This window comes from Williamsia deligens (assembly GCF_024171765.1).
Classification (GTDB): domain Bacteria; phylum Actinomycetota; class Actinomycetes; order Mycobacteriales; family Mycobacteriaceae; genus Williamsia_A; species Williamsia_A deligens.
The window spans coordinates 326,080-345,516 of the sequence record NZ_JAMTCI010000003.1 but is presented as its reverse complement, the minus strand read 5'-3'; the positions used below and the strand labels follow the sequence as shown (position 1 = coordinate 345,516).

Annotated in this window: 12 protein-coding genes and 3 rRNA genes; all 15 read right to left on the bottom strand. The window is 67.0% G+C overall.

What is annotated here, in order from left to right; all coding sequences use genetic code 11:
* Positions 1 to 9: 9 nt before the first annotated feature.
* The 15 genes from rrf to argC all read right to left on the bottom strand — a co-directional run bounded on the left by rrf (position 10) and on the right by argC (position 19,436).
* Positions 10 to 126, bottom strand: a 5S ribosomal RNA gene (rrf, locus tag LX14_RS18820).
* 122 nt (positions 127 to 248) lie between these two features.
* A 23S ribosomal RNA gene (locus LX14_RS18815) occupies positions 249 to 3,381 on the bottom strand.
* Between the two features lie 345 nt (positions 3,382 to 3,726).
* Positions 3,727 to 5,238, bottom strand: a 16S ribosomal RNA gene (locus tag LX14_RS18810).
* The 16S, 23S and 5S rRNA genes sit together here, the layout of an rRNA operon.
* A 365-nt stretch (positions 5,239 to 5,603) precedes the next feature.
* Positions 5,604 to 6,884, bottom strand: coding sequence for a tyrosine--tRNA ligase (tyrS, locus tag LX14_RS18805; protein WP_253648885.1), 1,281 nt, complete (start codon positions 6,882 to 6,884; stop codon positions 5,604 to 5,606).
* On the bottom strand, positions 6,881 to 7,561 hold the full coding sequence (locus LX14_RS18800) for a DNA-3-methyladenine glycosylase (protein WP_253648884.1): 681 nt from the start codon (positions 7,559 to 7,561) through the stop codon (positions 6,881 to 6,883). The genes tyrS and LX14_RS18800 overlap by 4 nt, the downstream gene beginning before the upstream one ends.
* A gap of 1 nt (position 7,562) precedes the next feature.
* Entirely contained in the window at positions 7,563 to 7,784 is a 222-nt protein-coding gene (locus tag LX14_RS18795) for a Trm112 family protein (RefSeq protein WP_253648883.1), read from the bottom strand.
* Between the two features lie 61 nt (positions 7,785 to 7,845).
* Positions 7,846 to 10,830, bottom strand: a complete 2,985-nt coding sequence (locus LX14_RS18790) for an AMP-binding protein (protein ID WP_253648882.1) — start codon at positions 10,828 to 10,830, stop codon at positions 7,846 to 7,848.
* A gap of 74 nt (positions 10,831 to 10,904) precedes the next feature.
* On the bottom strand, positions 10,905 to 12,347 hold the full coding sequence (gene argH / locus LX14_RS18785; protein WP_253648881.1) for an argininosuccinate lyase: 1,443 nt from the start codon (positions 12,345 to 12,347) through the stop codon (positions 10,905 to 10,907).
* On the bottom strand, positions 12,344 to 13,591 hold the full coding sequence (locus LX14_RS18780) for an argininosuccinate synthase (RefSeq protein ID WP_253648880.1): 1,248 nt from the start codon (positions 13,589 to 13,591) through the stop codon (positions 12,344 to 12,346). The genes argH and LX14_RS18780 overlap by 4 nt, the downstream gene beginning before the upstream one ends.
* Before the next feature lie 66 nt (positions 13,592 to 13,657).
* Positions 13,658 to 14,164 carry an arginine repressor gene (locus LX14_RS18775; RefSeq protein ID WP_253648879.1) on the bottom strand — a complete coding sequence of 169 codons (507 nt, stop codon included), beginning with the start codon at positions 14,162 to 14,164 and terminating at the stop codon, positions 13,658 to 13,660.
* Positions 14,161 to 15,090: an ornithine carbamoyltransferase gene (gene argF, locus LX14_RS18770; RefSeq protein ID WP_253648878.1), complete on the bottom strand. Its 930-nt coding sequence runs from the start codon at positions 15,088 to 15,090 to the stop codon at positions 14,161 to 14,163. Before argF ends, LX14_RS18775 begins: the two co-directional genes overlap by 4 nt.
* A complete protein-coding gene (locus LX14_RS18765; protein WP_253648877.1) occupies positions 15,087 to 16,271 on the bottom strand; it encodes an acetylornithine transaminase in 1,185 nt (394 codons plus the stop codon). The genes argF and LX14_RS18765 overlap by 4 nt, the downstream gene beginning before the upstream one ends.
* A complete protein-coding gene (gene argB / locus LX14_RS18760; protein ID WP_253648876.1) occupies positions 16,268 to 17,194 on the bottom strand; it encodes an acetylglutamate kinase in 927 nt (308 codons plus the stop codon). Before argB ends, LX14_RS18765 begins: the two co-directional genes overlap by 4 nt.
* On the bottom strand, positions 17,191 to 18,402 hold the full coding sequence (gene argJ / locus LX14_RS18755; RefSeq protein ID WP_253648875.1) for a bifunctional glutamate N-acetyltransferase/amino-acid acetyltransferase ArgJ: 1,212 nt from the start codon (positions 18,400 to 18,402) through the stop codon (positions 17,191 to 17,193). The genes argB and argJ overlap by 4 nt, the downstream gene beginning before the upstream one ends.
* Positions 18,399 to 19,436, bottom strand: a complete 1,038-nt coding sequence (gene argC, locus LX14_RS18750; protein WP_253648874.1) for an N-acetyl-gamma-glutamyl-phosphate reductase — start codon at positions 19,434 to 19,436, stop codon at positions 18,399 to 18,401. Before argC ends, argJ begins: the two co-directional genes overlap by 4 nt.
* Between the last annotated feature and the right edge of the window lies 1 nt (position 19,437).

Sequence of the window (19,437 nt, the reverse complement as noted above, 5' to 3'; positions counted from 1 at the left end):
GGATGTTGTGTTCGGCGGTGTCCTACTCTCCCACACTTGTTAAGGTGCAGTACCATCGGCGCTGGAGGGCTTAGCTTCCGGGTTCGGAATGGGGCCGGGCGTTTCCCCTCCGCTATGGCCGCCGTAACTCTGTGAAACCATCACCAACCCCCATGCCAGCGGGTTGGTCACAATCCTTTGTCAAGGGTTGTGTGTTGTTTCAGATATTGCACAGTGGATGCGAAACACGCTCTATCGAGTGTTACCTGTTGTGTAAGTCCTCGGCCGATTAGTACCAGTCACCTGCACCCATTACTGGGCTTCCAGTTCTGGCCTATCAACCCCATGGTCTGTGGGGGGCCTTAACCACGCAATGGTGGTGAGAAACCTCATCTTGGAACAGGCTTCCCGCTTAGATGCTTTCAGCGGTTATCCCTTCCGAACGTAGCTAACCAGCGGTGCTCCTGGTGGAACAACTGGCACACCAGAGGTTCGTCCGTCCCGGTCCTCTCGTACTAGGGACAGGTTTCCTCAAGTTTCTTACGCGCGCGGCGGATAGAGACCGAACTGTCTCACGACGTTCTAAACCCAGCTCGCGTGCCGCTTTAATGGGCGAACAGCCCAACCCTTGGGACCTACTCCAGCCCCAGGATGCGACGAGCCGACATCGAGGTGCCAAACCATCCCGTCGATATGGACTCTTGGGGAAGATCAGCCTGTTATCCCCGGGGTACCTTTTATCCGTTGAGCGACACCGCTTCCACTTGCCGGTGCCGGATCACTAGTCCCGACTTTCGTCCCTGCTCGACATGTCCGTCTCACAGTCAAGCTCCCTTGTGCACTTGCACTCAACACCTGATTGCCAACCAGGCTGAGGGAACCTTTGGGCGCCTCCGTTACATTTTGGGAGGCAACCGCCCCAGTTAAACTACCCATCAGGCACTGTCCCTGAACCAGATCATGGTCCGAGGTTGAGGTATCCAATACGATCAGAGTGGTATTTCAACAACGACTCCACCCACACTGGCGTGCGAGCTTCACAGTCTCCCACCTATCCTACACAAACCGAACCGAACACCAATACCAAACTATAGTGAAGGTCCCGGGGTCTTTTCGTCCTGCCGCGCGTAACGAGCATCTTTACTCGTACTGCAATTTCGCCGAGTCTGTGGTTGAGACAGCAGAGAAGTCGTTACGCCATTCGTGCAGGTCGGAACTTACCCGACAAGGAATTTCGCTACCTTAGGATGGTTATAGTTACCACCGCCGTTTACTGGGGCTTAAATTCTCAGCTTCACCACCGAAGTGATTAACCGGTCCTCTTAACCTTCCAGCACCGGGCAGGCGTCAGTCCGTATACATCGTCTTACGACTTCGCACGGACCTGTGTTTTTAGTAAACAGTCGCTTCTCTCTGGTCTCTGCGACCCCCACCAGCTCACCACGTACATGGGTCACCAGCAGAGGCCCCCCTTCTCCCGAAGTTACGGGGGTATTTTGCCGAGTTCCTTAACCACAGTTATCTCGATCGCCTTAGTATTCTCTACCTGACCACCTGTGTTGGTTTGGGGTACGGGCCGTGTTCCAACTCGCTAGAGGCTTTTCTCGGCAGCATAGGATCATGGAATTCGCCTCAATCGGCTACGCATCACCTCTCAGGCTGAATGAGACACGGATTTGCCTATGTCTCGCCCTACAGGCTTACACCAGTACAACCACTGACTGGCCCCACTACCTTCCTGCGTCACCCCATCGCTTGCCTACTACCACACAAGGTCCCATGCAGCCCCACACTCGAGACCCGAAGGTCTTCTCGATGGTTTTGGATGGTTAGTACATGTGATTCAGCATGGACGCTACGAACACGGGTACGGGAATATCAACCCGTTGTCCATCGACTACGCCTGTCGGCCTCGCCTTAGGTCCCGACTCACCCTGGGCGGATTAGCCTGGCCCAGGAACCCTTGGTCATCCGGCGGAAGAGTTTCTCACTCTTCTTTCGCTACTCATGCCTGCATTCTCACTCCCACACCCTCCACGCCTGGATCACTCCGACGCTTCCACGGATGCAGGACGCTCCCCTACCCACCCACACCACTACACGACCCCCCGCAGGAGACCGTGGATGTCTTGTGTGAGTGCCGCGGCTTCGGCGGTGTACTTGAGCCCCGCTACATTGTCGGCGCAGGATCACTTGACCAGTGAGCTATTACGCACTCTTTCAAGGGTGGCTGCTTCTAAGCCAACCTCCTGGTTGTCTTCGCGACCCCACATCCTTTTCCACTTAGTACACGCTTAGGGGCCTTAGCCGGCGATCTGGGCTGTTTCCCTCTCGACTACGAACCTTATCGCCCGCAGTCTCACTGCCGCACTCTCACTCACCGGCATTCGGAGTTTGGCTGACGTCAGTAACCTTGTAGGGCCCATCGGCCATCCAGTAGCTCTACCTCCGGTGAGAAACATGCGACGCTGCACCTAAATGCATTTCGGGGAGAACCAGCTATCACGGAGTTTGATTGGCCTTTCACCCCTACCCACAACTCATCCCCTCCATTTTCAACTGAAGTGGGTTCGGGCCTCCACGTCGTCTTACCGACGCTTCACCCTGGCCATGGGTAGATCACTCCGCTTCGGGTCTAGAACACGCCACTGAACCGCCCTGTTCAGACTCGCTTTCGCTACGGCTACCCCACACGGGTTAACCTCGCGACGTGCCACTAACTCGCAGGCTCATTCTTCAAAAGGCACGCCATCACCCACCCCTCACGGGCGCAGGCTCTGACGGATTGTAAGCGCTCGGTTTCAGGTACTATTTCACTCCCCTCCCGGGGTACTTTTCACCTTTCCCTCACGGTACTTGTCCGCTATCGGTCACCAGGAAGTATTCAGGCTTACCGGGTGGTCCCGGCAGATTCACAGCAGATTTCACGGGCCCGCTGCTACTTGGGCACCTGGCACACGAGACCACACACTTTCGACTACCGGACTCTCACCGTCTACGGTCGACCATTCCAGGCCAGTTCACCTAGCATGCAGTTTTCTCACTCGCACCCAACACGGCAGTATTGGGAAAACCAGACCCCACAACCCCACACACACAACCCCTGCCGGGTATCACATGCGCATGGTTTGGCCTCCTCCGCTTTCGCTCGCCACTACTCACGGAATCACTATTGTTTTCTCTTCCTGTGGGTACTGAGATGTTTCACTTCCCCACGTTCCCTCCACACCCGCTATACATTCACAGGTGGGTAACACGACATGACTCGTGCTGGGTTTCCCCATTCGGACACCCTCGGATCACAGCTCGTTTGACAACTCCCCGAGGACTATCGCGGCCTACCACGTCCTTCATCGGCTCCTGGTACCAAGGCATCCACCGAACGCCCTTACACACTTACAACAACAAACACTAAATAAAGATGCTCGCATCCACTGTGCAATTCTCAAACAACACACACCCACCACCCACACACCCAAACCCACACAGGCCACCGACTCTCACCGAGCCAGCGCGCCCCAGGTTCTTACCGGGCTGCGCGATGATGGACTACCGAGAAACCACACACAGTGTGTTCTCTCAGGACCCGATAGTGCATCGACACCCACACCACCTCACGATGATGCGGAACCACCACACCCACCCCACAACGGGGCCGGCACGGCACACGGCTTGTTGGCGCTCACAGATGAACACACCCACCCCACACACGAACGGTGTGAGCCTGAGCTGTTGTGTTCTCCTTAGAAAGGAGGTGATCCAGCCGCACCTTCCGGTACGGCTACCTTGTTACGACTTCGTCCCAATCGCCGATCCCACCTTCGACGGCTCCCTCCACAAGGGTTAGGCCACCGGCTTCGGGTGTTACCGACTTTCATGACGTGACGGGCGGTGTGTACAAGGCCCGGGAACGTATTCACCGCAGCGTTGCTGATCTGCGATTACTAGCGACTCCGACTTCACGGGGTCGAGTTGCAGACCCCGATCCGAACTGAGACCGGCTTTAAGGGATTCGCTCCACCTCACGGTATCGCAGCCCTCTGTACCGGCCATTGTAGCATGTGTGAAGCCCTGGACATAAGGGGCATGATGACTTGACGTCATCCCCACCTTCCTCCGAGTTGACCCCGGCAGTCTCCTGCAAGTCCCCGGCATAACCCGCTGGCAATACAGGACAAGGGTTGCGCTCGTTGCGGGACTTAACCCAACATCTCACGACACGAGCTGACGACAGCCATGCACCACCTGTACACCAACCACAAGGGGGGCTGTATCTCTACAGCTTTCTGGTGTATGTCAAACCCAGGTAAGGTTCTTCGCGTTGCATCGAATTAATCCACATGCTCCGCCGCTTGTGCGGGCCCCCGTCAATTCCTTTGAGTTTTAGCCTTGCGGCCGTACTCCCCAGGCGGGGTACTTAATGCGTTAGCTACGGCACGGATCCCGTGAAAGGAACCCACACCTAGTACCCACCGTTTACGGCGTGGACTACCAGGGTATCTAATCCTGTTCGCTCCCCACGCTTTCGCTCCTCAGCGTCAGTTACTACCCAGAGACCCGCCTTCGCCACCGGTGTTCCTCCTGATATCTGCGCATTTCACCGCTACACCAGGAATTCCAGTCTCCCCTGTAGTACTCAAGTCTGCCCGTATCGCCCGCACGCTTGATGTTAAGCATCAAGTTTTCACGAACGACGCGACAAACCGCCTACGAGCTCTTTACGCCCAGTAATTCCGGACAACGCTCGCACCCTACGTATTACCGCGGCTGCTGGCACGTAGTTGGCCGGTGCTTCTTCTCCAGGTACCGTCCTAAGTTCGCCCCTGGTGAAAGAGGTTTACAACCCGAAGGCCGTCATCCCTCACGCGGCGTCGCTGCATCAGGCTTCCGCCCATTGTGCAATATTCCCCACTGCTGCCTCCCGTAGGAGTCTGGGCCGTGTCTCAGTCCCAGTGTGGCCGGTCGCCCTCTCAGGCCGGCTACCCGTCGTCGCCTTGGTAGGCCATTACCCCACCAACAAGCTGATAGGCCGCGGGCCCATCTCGTACCGAAAAACTTTCCACCAACCCCCATGCGAGGGAAGGTCATATCCAGTATTAGACCCAGTTTCCCAGGCTTATCCCAGAGTACGAGGCAGATCACCCACGTGTTACTCACCCGTTCGCCACTCGAGTACCCCGAAGGGCCTTTCCGTTCGACTTGCATGTGTTAAGCACGCCGCCAGCGTTCGTCCTGAGCCAGGATCAAACTCTCCATGAAAAAACACTGAAACCAAACAGTTTCAACACAATCAGGAAAGCAAAACCTGACCAAACAATCCAAAAAACAAACCCACACCACCACTGACGAATGATGCAGGCAAACAAAACTCACCAACAAAAATGTCAACACACTATCGAGTTCTCAAAGAACACACATCCATACAGTCGGCCTCGCGGAGTTCCGTATGAACTGTCAGAGGAGTCAGCTGTTTCCAGCGATTCCATCTGGGGTTCTGCACCTCGCGCTAGCGGTTCCGGCGGGATTCGAACCCGACCGGCGTTTTCCCTCGCTGCGGTGCAAAGAAGAAGTTACACAGGCTGGAACACAGCGTCAAATCCCCTGGTCAGGGCGCTGCCGGCCGTTCACGTGCCGGCCGGGATACGCGCACCGGCGACGGTCCGCTTGCCCCGTCGCACCACCAACCAGCCGCCCGGCAGCAGGTCACCGGCCTGCGGGGACCACTCGGCGTCCTCGATCTTGGTGTTGTTCACGTAGGCGCCTCCTTCGGAGACCACCCGTCGTGCCGCCTTGTTGCCGTCGCTGAGCCCGGTTGCGACAAGCAGTTCGACGATCGTGGGGTGCGAGCCGGCCTCGAGGTCGACAGCCCCCGTCTCCCGCAGGGCAGCGGAGATGGTGGCCTCGTCGACATCGGTGAGGTCACCGCGTCCGAAGAGTGCCGCGCTGGCCGACTCGACCGCCGCGGTCTGGTCCGCCCCGTGGACCAGCGTCGTCATCTCCGCCGCCAGGCGCTTCTGCGCGCTGCGCAGATGAGGCGTGTCCCGCGTCGCCTGCTCGAGCGCCTCGATCTCGTCGCGCTCCAGGAAGGTGAACCAGCGCAGGTAGCGGACGACGTCGGCGTCGGCCGTGTTCACGAAGTACTGGTACCAGGCGTAGGGACTGGTCATCGCGGGGTCGAGCCACAGGCTCCCTCCCCCGGTCGACTTGCCGAACTTCGTACCGTCGGATGCGGTGACCAGCGGGACGGTCAGCGCATGCAGCGCCGTGCCGTCGGTCCGTCGGGCCAGGTCGACGCCGGCGACGATGTTCCCCCACTGGTCCGAGCCCCCGATCTGCAGCTCGCATCCGTGCGTCCGGTTGAGCTGCACGAAGTCGTTGGCCTGCAGGAGCATGTAGCTGAACTCGGTGTAGCTGATCCCGTCCCCCGCGAGCCGGCGCTTCACCGTGTCGCGCGCGAGCATGACGTTCACCGAGAAGTGCTTGCCGATGTCCCGCAGGAAGTCGACCACCGACAGTCCGCCGGTCCACTCGAGGTTGTCGGCGACCACCGCACCCGTCGGGGAGTCGTCGAGGGTGACGAAGCGCTGGAGCTGGGTGTTGATCCGCGCCGCCCAGTCCCGGACGACGTCCGCGGTCTGCATGGTCCGCTCCCCCACGTCACGGGGGTCACCGATCATCCCGGTGGCGCCGCCGGCCAGGACGACCGGTCGGTGCCCGGCCAACTGGAACCGGCGCAGGGTGAGCAGCGGCACGAGATGGCCGGCGTGCAGGCTCGGTCCCGTGGGATCGAACCCGGCGTAGAGCGCGATCGGTGCGCGGGTCACCCGCGCGCGGAGCTCGTCGAGGTCGGTCGACTGGGCGATCAGACCCCGCCACTGCAGGTCGTCGATGATGTCGGTGCTCACCAGTCCGATCCTTCCGCATCCCCGGTCCCCGATCCCAACCGGCGCGCACGCACCGCCGCCGAGCCGGGACGGTAGGCGGAGACCGACGGCTCACCGTCGATCCAGAACCGCCACGGGCGACCGGTCGCGACGGTCAGCCCGACCCGCGGTCCGGTCCCGACGGACGACGGGGCCACGGGCTCCCCCGGGAGGAGTCGCAGGTCAGACGTCCGGTCGAGGACATCGCGGCCACTGTCCTGCAACGTCACGCCCAGCGCGGCCCCCAGGTTGCCCGGCCCCATGGCCCATCGGTGAGGACTGGGCACGACACCGCTGCGCGACGTCCGCCGCTGCGCGACCACGTCGTCCCCGGTCAGGACGGCGGCCGAGCGCAGGAGGACCGCTCCCGCCTCACCGTCGCCCTCGCAGGTGATGTTGACGCACAGGTGGATCCCGTAGGAGCGGTAGACATAGGCGTGGCCGGCGGGTCCGAACATGACCGCGCTGCGGGGGGTGGGCCCCCGGTACGAGTGCGCACCCGGGTCGGGGTGCCGCCCGCCGTCCGGACCGCCGTACGCCTCGGTCTCGGTGATGCGCAGTGCGACGGGGCCGTGGACGACCACGTGACCGAGCAGCCTGCGCGCGGCGGTCACCGGGTCGACGGCGAGCCGCGACCTCGGCGGGGTCTCCCCCGCCACGTCAGCGGTGCGAGCGCGCGATCAACGCAGCGTGTTCGTCGTCGTCGACCGCACGGGCCTCGTCGAGGAGGAGAACCGGGATGCCGTCCTCCACCCGATAGACCGTCCGCAGGCGCGGGTTGTAGAGCACCTCGTCGGGACCGGAGTCGGTGCCCAGGTAGAGCAGGGGTCCGTGGTCGCGCGGGCACACGAGACGGTCGGTGAGAAAGGCGTCGAGCGGCATGCGGGTCTCCTCGTCAGGGACGGACGGACTGGCGCGGGTCCGGGGACACGAGCCGGGCGTGTCAGGACGACTTCGCCTGGCGCTCGGTGTCGCCCTGGTCGCTCCACCCCTTCTCGTGCGCGATCGTGCGGGTCAGTCGACGGTATCGGCCGTTCTCGTCGCGGTACCAGACGCGCGCGCTCGGACGCGGCAGCCCCTCGGCCCGGAAGCAGTTCGGGACCGGCCGGAACGAGTGACTCACCGGGATCTCGTCGACGGCCCAGATGACGTGCGGACGCTCGGCCGCGGGCAGGCCGGCCAGCGCCACCCGCAGCGACGACACGGTGAAGTTGGCGGTCCGTCGTCGCGGTGAGATGACCGCCACCGCCAGCTCGTGCTCGCCGACGGACGTCCCGTAGACGACGACCTGGTCGACGTCGGGGTGACGGCTCAGCGACGAGATGATCGGTTGTGGGTAGACCGGGCCCTCGTCGCTCTTGATGACGGCGTGCACGCTGCCCATCAGCCAGTGGTCGCCGTCGACGTCGCGGCGGACCAGCTGACCCGAGGTCTCCCATCGGTCGTGCGAGCCGAACACGTCACGCAGGACGGTGACCCCCGATTCGTCACGCTGACGAGTCTGGGCGAGCAGGACACCCACCTCGTCGACGTGGGCCTCACGGACGTACCCGCGGCCGTCGAGGAGGAACCGCTCCTCGAGGACGTCCCACGCGGCGACGCGGACACGGTTGGTCTCGGGCAGCGCGCGACCGATCGACCCGATCTTGGCGCCGGAGACGTCGCCGAGGATCGCGGACCCGTCGGCGGTCGCGAAGAACTCCATCACCCCGGCGTCGGGGAACCGCGCCACCACGTCGTCCCACAGTCCCGCGGGCATGCCTGCACCCATGAAGAGGCGGATCGGGTTGTGGTCGGTGATGGCCAGGTCGGGATCGCGCACGATCCCGGCGAGCATCGTCCACGTGTAGGCCACGACGGTGATGCCGTAGCGGTACACCTCACGGGCGAAGCTCTCCGGACCGATCCCCGACGACAGCGCGATGCGCGCGCCGCCGACGACCGTCGCACCGAGGGTGGTGAGCAGCCCCGACGCGTGGTGCAGCGGGGTGAGGCAGTACACGGTGTCGTTGCCACCGATCGCGGCGGCAGACGCCGCGCCGAACGCCGACAGAGCCCAGCGGTGGTTGGTGACCGGCCACCGCTGCAGGGTCCCACCGGAGGTCGTGAAGAGGATGAAGGCGAGGTCGCCGGCGAGCCCGGGGTCGGGGCGGAACCACGACGGCAGCGCGACCTCGTCGGGGTCGATTTGCTCCATGTCGACGACGACGTCGCCGTCCGCGGCGGGGATGGCCCGCTCGTCGCCACCACCGAGCACGAGGACGCGCTCGGCGTGTCCGACGACGTGGTCGACGTGGTCGGGGTCTGCCACGACCACGACGACGTCGGCCAGGGTGAGCATCGGGTCGATCGCCGCGTCCGGCGGCAGGGGCACGATGACCGCGCCCAGTCGCGACAGCGCCGCGATGGCGACGAGCGCACTGGGGCGCGTCTCCATCATCACGCCGACGTGTTCGCCGGGGCGCACACCGCAGGCGATGAACCCGCGCACGACGTTGTCGATGCGGCGGTTGACCTCGATGTGGCTCAGGACGCGGTCCTCGAACAGGAACAGCTCCCGCTGACCGAGGCGTTCGGCGTTCTCCGTCATGAGCTTGCCCAGCGAGATCCGGGTGCCCGGCTGGATCTGGCCCAGACGCACGAGACGCGGCAGCGTGCGGACCGACTCGCGCAGCACGGCCTGCGAGGTCCGCCGGAACGAGTCGGCGGCGTGGGCGATCTCGCGCCCGACGCCGGCGCTCGCGTCGGCGACCGCCCCGATCCCGTGGGTGAGCCGCGACGTGACGCTCACCCCCGAGCCCGTCGAGTCCTCGGGGTTCTCGATCATCGGTGCGATGGCCGCGGGCATCTCGTCGTCGCCCTCACGCCACCGGATCCACTGCGCGGTCGTCGGCCAACTCTGCGTCCCCGCCACGGACCCGACCACCAGCCCGAAATGCCCGACGGGCAACACCGACTCGAAGACCTCGGCGCGGGGCGCGGCGCGCTTGATGCCGCGGACCGCGAGCGGTTGACCGATGTCGTCGGCGCTGCCGACGAACGCCAGGACCGGGCAGGTCACCTCGGCCAGGGTGACGAGGCGGTCGCGGATGACGAAGCCGCCGGACACCATCCGGTTGTGGACGACGAACTGCCGCAGCAACTCCGCGATCGCCGGCCCGGACCAGGCGACCCACCCGTCGTTCTCGAGGAAGCGCCGCTGGTCCTCACGCGGCAGCAGTGCGTTGCGGTCGTGGAGTTGGCGGAGGAAGTCGATGCGACTGCGGGCGGCCTTCACCGGGTCGAGCATCTGGAAACCGGTGCGCGCGAGCCATCCCGGGATCGCGATGCGGTTGAAGACGTTGTCGGCGAAGACCTCGGCGAGCGGCGCCATGATGTTGGCCGGCAGTCCGAGCGGCAGGGCTGCGAGCACGTCGACCGGGCTGCCGAAGGTGGTCAGGCTCGCGATCTGCCGCGAGCGTCGGTAGGCCGCGGTCTGGTACGCGAACATGCCGCCCTGGGAGTACCCGACGAGGTGGACGGCCCGCCCGGTCTCCTCGTGGATCAGGTCGACGATCTCGTCGAGCGCGACGATGTGGTCGGCCAGGGTGCGCTCCATGCCGCCGGCCACCTGGTCGGGTGAGCCGAAGTCGACCACCCAGGGGTCGATGCCCGCCGAGTGCAGCACGGACACCGCGCCGTTGTGGCGGGTGACGTCGTAGATGTTGGCCGACACCATCATCGGGTGGATCAGCAGGACCGGCGGACCGTCGGGGATCTCGTCGGGGAAGTACCGACGCAGCCGGTACATCGGGGATGTCTCCTCGACCCGGAACGGCGCCGGCGTGGTGCCGGTGTCCAGCCCGCCCATGCGGACCACCTCGAGGCCGTTCTGGGCGGTCGCGACCACCCGGTCCAGAGCCCTGCCGAGATTCGGGATGCCCACCATCGAGACCACACCTCCTCATCACGATCCCGCTGCCCCCACCGCGGCGCCGGGGTCACACGCGCAACGCGCTCACTCTACTGGTGCGCTCCGATGGTCCGTACCCGTTCTCGCAGGCTGTCGACGCGGGCCGCGAGGCCGTCCCGCTGCTGCGCGACGCGCACCCCGGCGGTGCCGCCGCGCGCGGACCGCGATGCGATCGACCCCTCGACCGTGAGCACCGACCGGACGTCCGGGGTGAGGTGCTCGGAGATGCCCGCGAACTCGTCGTCGGTGAGATCGGCGAGGCCGACACCTTTGGCCTCGGCCGCACGGACACAGGCACCGGCGACCTCATGGGCCACGCGGAACGGCACGCCCTGGCGCACGAGCCACTCGGCGATGTCGGTGGCCAGCGTGAAGCCCGCGGGCGCGAGGTCGGCCATGCGCTGCGGATGGAATGTCAGCGTGCCGACCATCCCCGCGACCGCCGGCAGCAGCAGGGTCAGCTGGGCGACGGAGTCGAAGACCGGTTCCTTGTCCTCCTGCAGATCACGGTTGTAGGCCAGCGGCTGGGCCTTGAGGGTGGCGAGCAGTCCGGCGAGGTTGCCGATGAGACGCCCGCTCTTCCCGCGCGCGAGCTCGGCGACGTCGGGGTTCTTCTTCTGCGGCATGATCGAGCTCCCCGTCGACCACTCGTCGGCGAGGGTGGCGTACCCGAACTCCGAGGTGGTCCACAGGATCACGTCCTCCGACAGCCGCGACAGGTCCACCGCGATCATGGCGAACACGAACGCCGCCTCGGCGGCGAAGTCACGCGAACTGGTCGCGTCGATCGAGTTCTCCGCGGCCGCGTCGAAACCGAGGTCCTCGGCGATGCCGTCCGGGTCGAGACCCAGCGACGATCCCGCCAGTGCGCCGGATCCGTACGGGGACACCGCGGTCCGACGGTCGAGGTCCAGCAGTCGCTCGACGTCACGGGTCAGTGGGTGGGCGTGGGCCAACAGGTGGTGGGCGAGCAGCACCGGTTGCGCGGCCTGCAGATGGGTCTTGCCCGGCATCACGGCGTCGGGATATGTACGCGCCCGGTCGACCAGGGCGTCGCACACGTCGAGGACCTGGGCGGCCACCAGCGCCGCGGCGTCGCGCAGCCACATCCGGAAGAGCGTGGCGACCTGGTCGTTGCGCGAGCGACCCGCCCGCAGTCGACCACCGACCTCCGGACCGACCCGCTCGATCAACCCGCGTTCCAGCGCGCCGTGCACGTCCTCGTCGCCGTCCGCGGCGACGAACGCACCCGACGCGACGTCGGCAGCGAGGATCCCGAGACCGTCGAGCATGGTGGCGAGGTCGTCGTCGGACAGCAGCCCCGCGCGGTGCAGGACCCGGGCGTGGGCCTGCGAGGCACGCACGTCGTAGGGGGCCAGCGCCCAGTCGAAGTGGGTCGACTTGCTCAGCGCCGCCATCGCGTCGGCGGGACCGCCGGAGAACCGACCACCCCACAGCGCACCGGCGTTGGTGCCGTGCGGGGTGTCGCTCACGCGCCCGACTCCACGTTCCCCACGTCGGACAGCGCCTGCGGGGCCACCGCACCGCGGTCGCGACGGGCGGCGATCTTCGACGACAGGCCGTGCAGCTGGACGAAGCCCTTGGCCGCCGACTGGTCGAACGCGTCGCCCTCGTCGTAGGTGGCGAGGGTGAAGTCGTACAGGGACTCCCCGCTGCGCCGACCGTTCACGTCGATGACGCCCGCGTGCAGCGTGAGCCGGATGTCGCCCGTCACGTGCTCCTGGGTGCGCGCGACGAAGCTGTCGAGGGCGGTCTTCAGCGGCGAGAACCACAGTCCGTCGTAGACCTGCTCGGCCCAGTCCTGGTCGATGTGCCGCTTGTACCGGCCGACCTCGCGCTCGAGGGTGACGTGCTCGAGTTCCTCGTGCGCGCGGATGAGCACCATCGCGCCGGGCGCCTCGTACACCTCGCGGCTCTTGATGCCGACGAGCCGGTCCTCGACCACGTCGAGGCGTCCGACACCGTGCCGCCCGGCCCGCTCGTTGAGTTCCTGGATCGCTTGCAGCACCGACACCGGGCGTCCGTCGATCGCGATCGGCCGACCCTTGTCGAAGGAGATGACGAGCTCGTCGGGCGCGGTGAAGTTCGCGGCCGGGTCCTCGGTGTAGTCGTAGACGTCCTTGGTCGGCGCGTTCCACAGGTCCTCGAGGAACCCGGTCTCGACCGCGCGCCCCCACACGTTCTGGTCGATGGAGAACGGCGAGCGCTTGGTGACGTTGATGGGGATCGCGTTCTCCTCGGCGAAGGCGATGGCCTTCTCCCGGGTCCACGCGTAGTCACGGACCGGCGCGAGCACGTCGAGTTCGGGTGCGAGCGTGTTGAAGCCGACCTCGAAGCGGACCTGGTCGTTGCCCTTGCCGGTGCAGCCGTGCGCGACGACGGTGCCGCCGTGGGCGCGGGCGTTGTCGACCAGGTGCTTGACGATCAGCGGACGGCTGATCGCGGAGACCAGTGGATAGCGGTTCATGTAGAGCGCGTTGGACTGGATCGTCGGCAGGCAGTACTCCTCGGCGAACTCGTCGCGGGCGTCGACGACGACGGCCTCGACGGCACCGCAGTCGATGGCGCGCTGCCGCACGACCTCCATGTCCTCGCCGCCCTGACCGAGGTCGATCGCGACGGCGACGACCTCCTTGCCGGTCTCGCGACCGATCCAGCTGATGGCCACCGAGGTGTCGAGGCCTCCGGAGTAGGCGAGGATGACGCGTTCAGCCATGGTTGTCTGCAGCTCCTGGGTCGTGATGGATGGACGTACGTGCGGGCCGACGGTGAGCGCGGGCGCTCACGCGAGGTCCTCGATCATGCGGGCGATCTGCTCGCCGGTCACGGGGTCGCGGGCGACCACGAAGATGGTGTCATCCCCCGCCACCGTGCCGACCACCTGAGGCAGGCTCGCGCGGTCGATGGCGCTGGCGAGGTAGTGCGCCGCCCCCGGCGGCGTCCGCAGCACCGCCATCCCGCCGCTGTGGTCGGTGGAGACCAGCAGGTCGGCGAGGAGACGGGACAGCCGGTCGGTACCGCCGGAGACGCCGCGGACCGGCGATCCGTCCTCGGGGACGACGTAGACGCCGGCGCCGCCGTCGGCGGCACGGAGTTTGACGGCCCCGAGTTCGTCGAGGTCGCGCGAGATCGTGGCCTGCGTCGCCTCGATGCCCGACCGGACGAGCAGTGCCTGCAGCTCGGCCTGGCTGTGCACGTGGTTCTCGGCGAGCAGCGCGATGATGGCCGCGTGGCGCCCGGCCCGGGTGTGCGACAGGCGACCGGCCGGGACGTGCTCGGGCACGCTCATTTCGACCGCTCCAGCAACCACACGAGGAGGGCCTTCTGTGCGTGCAGTCGGTTCTCGGCCTCGTCGAACACGACGCTGCGGGGACCGTCGAGGACGTCGGAGGTGATCTCGTCGCCGCGGTGCGCGGGCAGGCAGTGCAGGACGATCGCCTCGGGGTCGGCGCGCTCGAGCAAAGCGTCGTTCACCTGATACGGCCGGAAGGGGCCGACACGGTCGAGACCGTCGGTCTCGTCCCCCATCGAGGTCCAGGTGTCGGTGACGACGACGTCGGCGCCCTCGACCGCCTCGTGGGGGTCGATGACGACCCGCGCGACCGCGCCGGTCTCGGCGGCCCTGGCCCGGACGGCCTCGAGCACGAACGGGGCGGGGACGAACCCCTCCGGCGCCGCGACGGTGACGTTCATCCCGGCCGTGACCCCACCGAGCAGCAGCGAGTGCGCCATGTTGTTCGCGCCGTCGCCGAGGTAGGTCATCGTCATGCCGGCCGCGCTGCCCTTGCGTTCGATGATCGTCTGCAGGTCGGCGAGGACCTGGCACGGATGGAACTCGGTGGACAGCGCGTTGACGACGGGCACGGTCGCCGTGGCGGCCATCTCGTCGAGGCGCTCCTGTCCGAACGTGCGCCACACGATGGCGTCGACGAAGCGCGACAGCACGCGTCCCGTGTCGGCGAGGGTCTCGTCGCGACCCATCTGGGTGCTCTTCCCGTCGACGATCACGGCGTGCCCGCCGAGCTGGGCGATGCCCACCTCGAACGAGAACCGTGTGCGCGTGGAGTTCTTGTCGAAGATGACCGCCACGCCCTTCGGGCCCTCGAGGGGTCGACGGGAGAACGGCTCGGCCTTGAGCTGCGCGGCGAGCGTGAGCACCTCCGCCTGCTCGTCGGGCGTCAGGTCGTCGTCGCGCAGGAAGTGTCGGATGGTCATGCTTCGGCCTCCAGAGCCGCGTCGAGGATCGCCGGCAGCGCAGTGACGAATCCGCGGGCCTGCTCGTCGGTGAGGACGAGCGGGGGCGCGAGCCGGATCACGTCGGCGGCCGGGGCGTTGACGAGAAATCCTGCTGCGCGCGCAGCGGATTCGACGGATCTGGCGCGGTTCTGGGTGAGGACGACGCCGAGGAGCAGCCCCGCGCCGCGCACATGGGACACGAGCGGGTGACCGAGTTCCTCGACCCCGGTGGCGATGGTCTTGCCGACGGCCGCGGCGTGGTCCCCGAGTCCCGCGGAGTCGACCTCGGCGAGCACGGCCAGCGCCGCCGCGGCACACACCGGGTTGCCGCCGAAGGTCGTGCCGTGTTGTCCGGGCGACAACAGGTCCGCCGCGGCACCGGTCGCCAGGCAGGCCCCGATGGGCAGTCCCCCGCCGAGGCCCTTGGCCATGGTCACCACGTCCGGGACGATGCCTGCCGCCTGGTGGGCGAAGAACGGCCCGGTGCGGGCGACACCGGTCTGGACCTCGTCCAGGACGAGCAGGGCCCCGTGGTCGGCGGTGACGGCACGGGCGGCGGCGAGATAGTCGGCGGGCGGGACCACCACGCCCCCCTCGCCCTGGATCGGCTCCAGGATCACCGCGGCGGTGTCGTCGTCGACGGCGGCGCGCAGTGCGTCGGTGTCGCCGTAGGGGACGAACTCCACGCCGGCGGGCATCGGCTCGAACGGCGCCCGCTTCGCGGGCTGACCGGTCATCGAGAGCGCGCCCATCGTACGGCCGTGGAACCCGTTGTCCGCGGCGATGATCCGGCTGCGTCCGGTGCGTCGGGCGATCTTGAAGGCCGCCTCGTTGGCCTCGGCCCCGGAGTTGCAGAAGAACGCCCGCCCCGGGACGCCCCACCGGCCGAGCAGTTCCTCGGCCAGTCGCACCACCGGCTCCGACACGTACAGGTTCGAGACGTGACCGAGGGTCTGCAGCTGCCGGGTCACCGCATCGACGATGGCGGGGTGCCCGTGACCGAGGGCATTGACCGCGATCCCGCCGAGAAGGTCGAGGTACTCGCGCCCGTCGGCGTCGACGACGACCGCGCCCGATCCGTGGCTCAACGCGAGTCCCGGCGTGCCGTAGTTGTCCATGAGTGCGGCGGACCACCGCTCGCGCACCGTGTCCGTGCTCATGACGCCACCCCTTCCGGAGTCCTCGGCGGTTCGGGGAGGACCATCGTCCCGATGCCCTCCTCGGTGAACAGCTCCAACAGCATCGAGTGTGGGATGCGGCCGTCGATGACGTGCGCCCGCGGGACGCCGCCGCGCACGGCGCGCAGGCACGCCTCCATCTTGGGCACCATTCCCGAGTCGAGGCGGGGCAGCAGCGTCTCGAGATCGTCGGCGACGATCTGCGATGTCAGCGACGTCCGGTCGGGCCAATCGGTGTAGAGGCCCTCGACGTCGGTGAGGACGACGAGTTTCTCGGCACCGAGGGCCTCGGCGAGCGCGGCGGCGGCGGTGTCGGCGTTGATGTTGTGGACGACCCCGTCGGCGTCCGGCGCGATCGACGAGACCACCGGGATGCGCCCCGCGGCGACCAGATCGGTGACGGCAGAGGGGTTCACGGTGGTCACGTCACCGACGAGACCGATGTCGGTGGCGACGCCGTCGATGTCGACCGTGCGGCGCGTGGCGGTGAACAGGTGCGCGTCCTCGCCGGAGATGCCGACCGCGTGTGGACCGTGGGCGTTGATCAGTCCGACGAGCTCGCGACCGACCTGGCCGAACAGGACCATGCGGACGACCTCCATCACCTCCGGCGTCGTCACCCGGTACCCGCCACGGAACTCCCCGCTCAGCCCCAGCCGGGACAGCATGGCCGAGATCTGCGGGCCACCGCCGTGCACGACGACGGGGTGCAGGCCGCACGTCCGCAGGAACACCATGTCCTGCGCGAACGCCGCCTTGAGACCGTCGTCGATCATCGCGTTCCCGCCGTACTTCACGACGATCGTCTTCCCGGCGAACCGCTGCAGCCACGGCAGGGCCTCGGTCAGGACGTGCGCCTTCGCCAGTGGGCTGAGCGCCGCGGCGGTGGGATCGGGTGCGGTCACGACGAGTACGCCGAGTTCTCTTCGACGTATGCGTGCGACAGGTCCGTGGTGCGGATGGTCGCGGTGGCGTCACCGACGCCGAGGTCGATCGCGAGCGCGATGTCGGGACCGGAGAGGTCGACGTCGCGAGCACCGGGCACGCCGCAGGTCTGCCGGTAGACCTCGATCCCGTCGAACGCGACGGTGAGCCGCTCGACGTCGAGGTCCACCGGTGCCATGCCGACGGCCGCGACGACGCGTCCCCAGTTCGGGTCGGACCCGAACAGCGCGGTCTTCACGAGGCTGTCCCGGGCGACGGTCCGGGCGGCGGCGACGGCGTCGTCCTCGGTCGCCGCGCCGGACACGGTGATGCGGATGCGTTTGGTGACGCCCTCCGCGTCGGCCATCAGCTGGTCGGCGAGGTCGTCGCAGACCGCGAGGACCGCAGCCGCGAGATCATCCGCGGCAGGGGTGATCTCACTCGCACCGGACGCCAGCAGCAGGACGGTGTCGTTGGTGGAACACGAGCCGTCGACGTCGAGCCTGTCGAAGCTGCGTGCGGTCGCCGCGCGCAGGGCCGCGTCGAGGGCGGCCGCGTCGACGGCGGCGTCGGTCGTGAGGACGACGAGCATCGTCGCCAGCGACGGCGCCAACATCCCCGCGCCCTTCGCCATGCCGCCGACGTTCCAGCCGTCCGGGTGGTGCACCGCAACCTGTTTGGGCACCGTGTCGGTGGTCATGATCGCGTGGGCGGCGTCGGTCCCACCGGACAGTCCGCCGGCCATGTCCTTGACGATGGCGTCGACCCCGGGGAGCAGCTTGTCCATCGGCAACCGGTCACCGATGAGCCCTGTCGAGCAGACGGCGACCTCGCCGGCCCCGGTCTCGGTGCCCCAGTTGCTCAGCGACGCCGCCACGGCCTCAGCCGTGGCGTGGGTGTCACCGAAGCCGTCCGGCCCGGTGCATGCGTTGGCACCGCCCGAGTTCAGCACGACGGCGCGCAGCCGTCCGGCGGTGAGGACCTGCTGAGACCAGAGCACCGGCGCGGCCTTGATCTTGTTGCGGGTGAAGACACCCGCGGCGGCGTACTCGGGGCCCTCGTTGAACACCAGGGCGAGGTCCGGTCGACCCGAGACCTTGATCCCGGCGGCGATCCCGGCGGCGCGGAACCCCAGTGGCGCCGTGACCCCCTGGCCCCGGACGACGGTCGGCGACGTCTCGACACTCACGGCGCGACCCCCACGGTGGTCAGGCCCTCGGTCTCGGCGAAACCGAGTGCGAGGTTCATGGACTGCACCGCGGCACCACCGGTGCCCTTGGTGAGGTTGTCGATGGCCCCGACCACGACCAGCGTCTGTGCACGCTCGTCGACGGTGACGGACAGCGCCACCGAGTTCGAGCCGATCACCGCGCCGGTGGTCGGCAGCACGCCCTCGGGCAGCAGGTGGACGAACGGCTCGTCGGCGTAGGCCTTCTCGTAGACGGCGCGCACCTCGTCGGTCGTGGCGGTGGTCCGCGCGGTGCAGGTCGCCAGGATCCCCCGTGCCATCGGGACCAGGACCGGGGTGAACGAGACGGTGACCGGCTCCCCGGCCGCCACCGACAGCGCCTGACCGATCTCGGGGTTGTGCCGGTGCGCACCGCCGACGCCGTAGGCGCGTGCGGACCCGATGACCTCCGAGGCGAGGAGGTCGACACGGGTCGACCGGCCGGCACCGGAGGTCCCACTCACGGCGACCACGGTCACCGCCGACTCGACGACCCCGGCGGACACCGCGGGCAGCAGCGACAGCACCGAGACGGTGGGATAGCAGCCGGGTACCGCGACCCGCGTTGTCCCCGACAGGACGTCGCGGGCGCCGGGGATCTCGGGCAGACCGTACGGCCACGTGCCCGCGTGCGGGGTCCCGTAGAAGCGGGTCCACTCGTCGGCGTCGGTGAGGCGGTGGTCGGCGCCGCAGTCGACGACCAGCGTCGCGGGCGGCAGGTCGTCGGCGAGCGGCCCGGAGGCCCCGTGCGGCAACGCCATGAACACGACGTCGTGGCCGGCGAGCACCTCCGGCGTCGTGTCGGCCAGGATGCGATCGGCCAGGGGGAACAGGTGCGGCTGGTGGTCACCGAGGCGGGTGCCGGCGTTGCCGCCCGCGGTCAGCGCCCCGATGGTCACCTCGCCCGAGGCGACGCGGGGGTGCCCGAGGAGCAGACGCAGGATCTCGCCACCCGCGTACCCGCTGGCGCCCGCCACGGCGATCGACATCGTCATG

Excerpts from the sequence above, each read along its gene's own strand:
- LX14_RS18795 (WP_253648883.1), bottom strand. The coding sequence starts at position 7,784 with ATGCCGCTCGACGCCTTTCTCACCGACCGTCTCGTGTGCCCGCGCGAC.
- LX14_RS18790 (WP_253648882.1), bottom strand. The coding sequence starts at position 10,830 with ATGGTGGGCATCCCGAATCTCGGCAGGGCTCTGGACCGGGTGGTCGCG.
- LX14_RS18780 (WP_253648880.1), bottom strand. The coding sequence starts at position 13,591 with ATGGCTGAACGCGTCATCCTCGCCTACTCCGGAGGCCTCGACACCTCG.
- LX14_RS18775 (WP_253648879.1), bottom strand. The coding sequence starts at position 14,164 with ATGAGCGTGCCCGAGCACGTCCCGGCCGGTCGCCTGTCGCACACCCGG.
- argF (WP_253648878.1), bottom strand. The coding sequence starts at position 15,090 with ATGACCATCCGACACTTCCTGCGCGACGACGACCTGACGCCCGACGAG.
- LX14_RS18765 (WP_253648877.1), bottom strand. The coding sequence starts at position 16,271 with ATGAGCACGGACACGGTGCGCGAGCGGTGGTCCGCCGCACTCATGGAC.
- argC (WP_253648874.1), bottom strand. The coding sequence starts at position 19,436 with ATGACGATGTCGATCGCCGTGGCGGGCGCCAGCGGGTACGCGGGTGGC.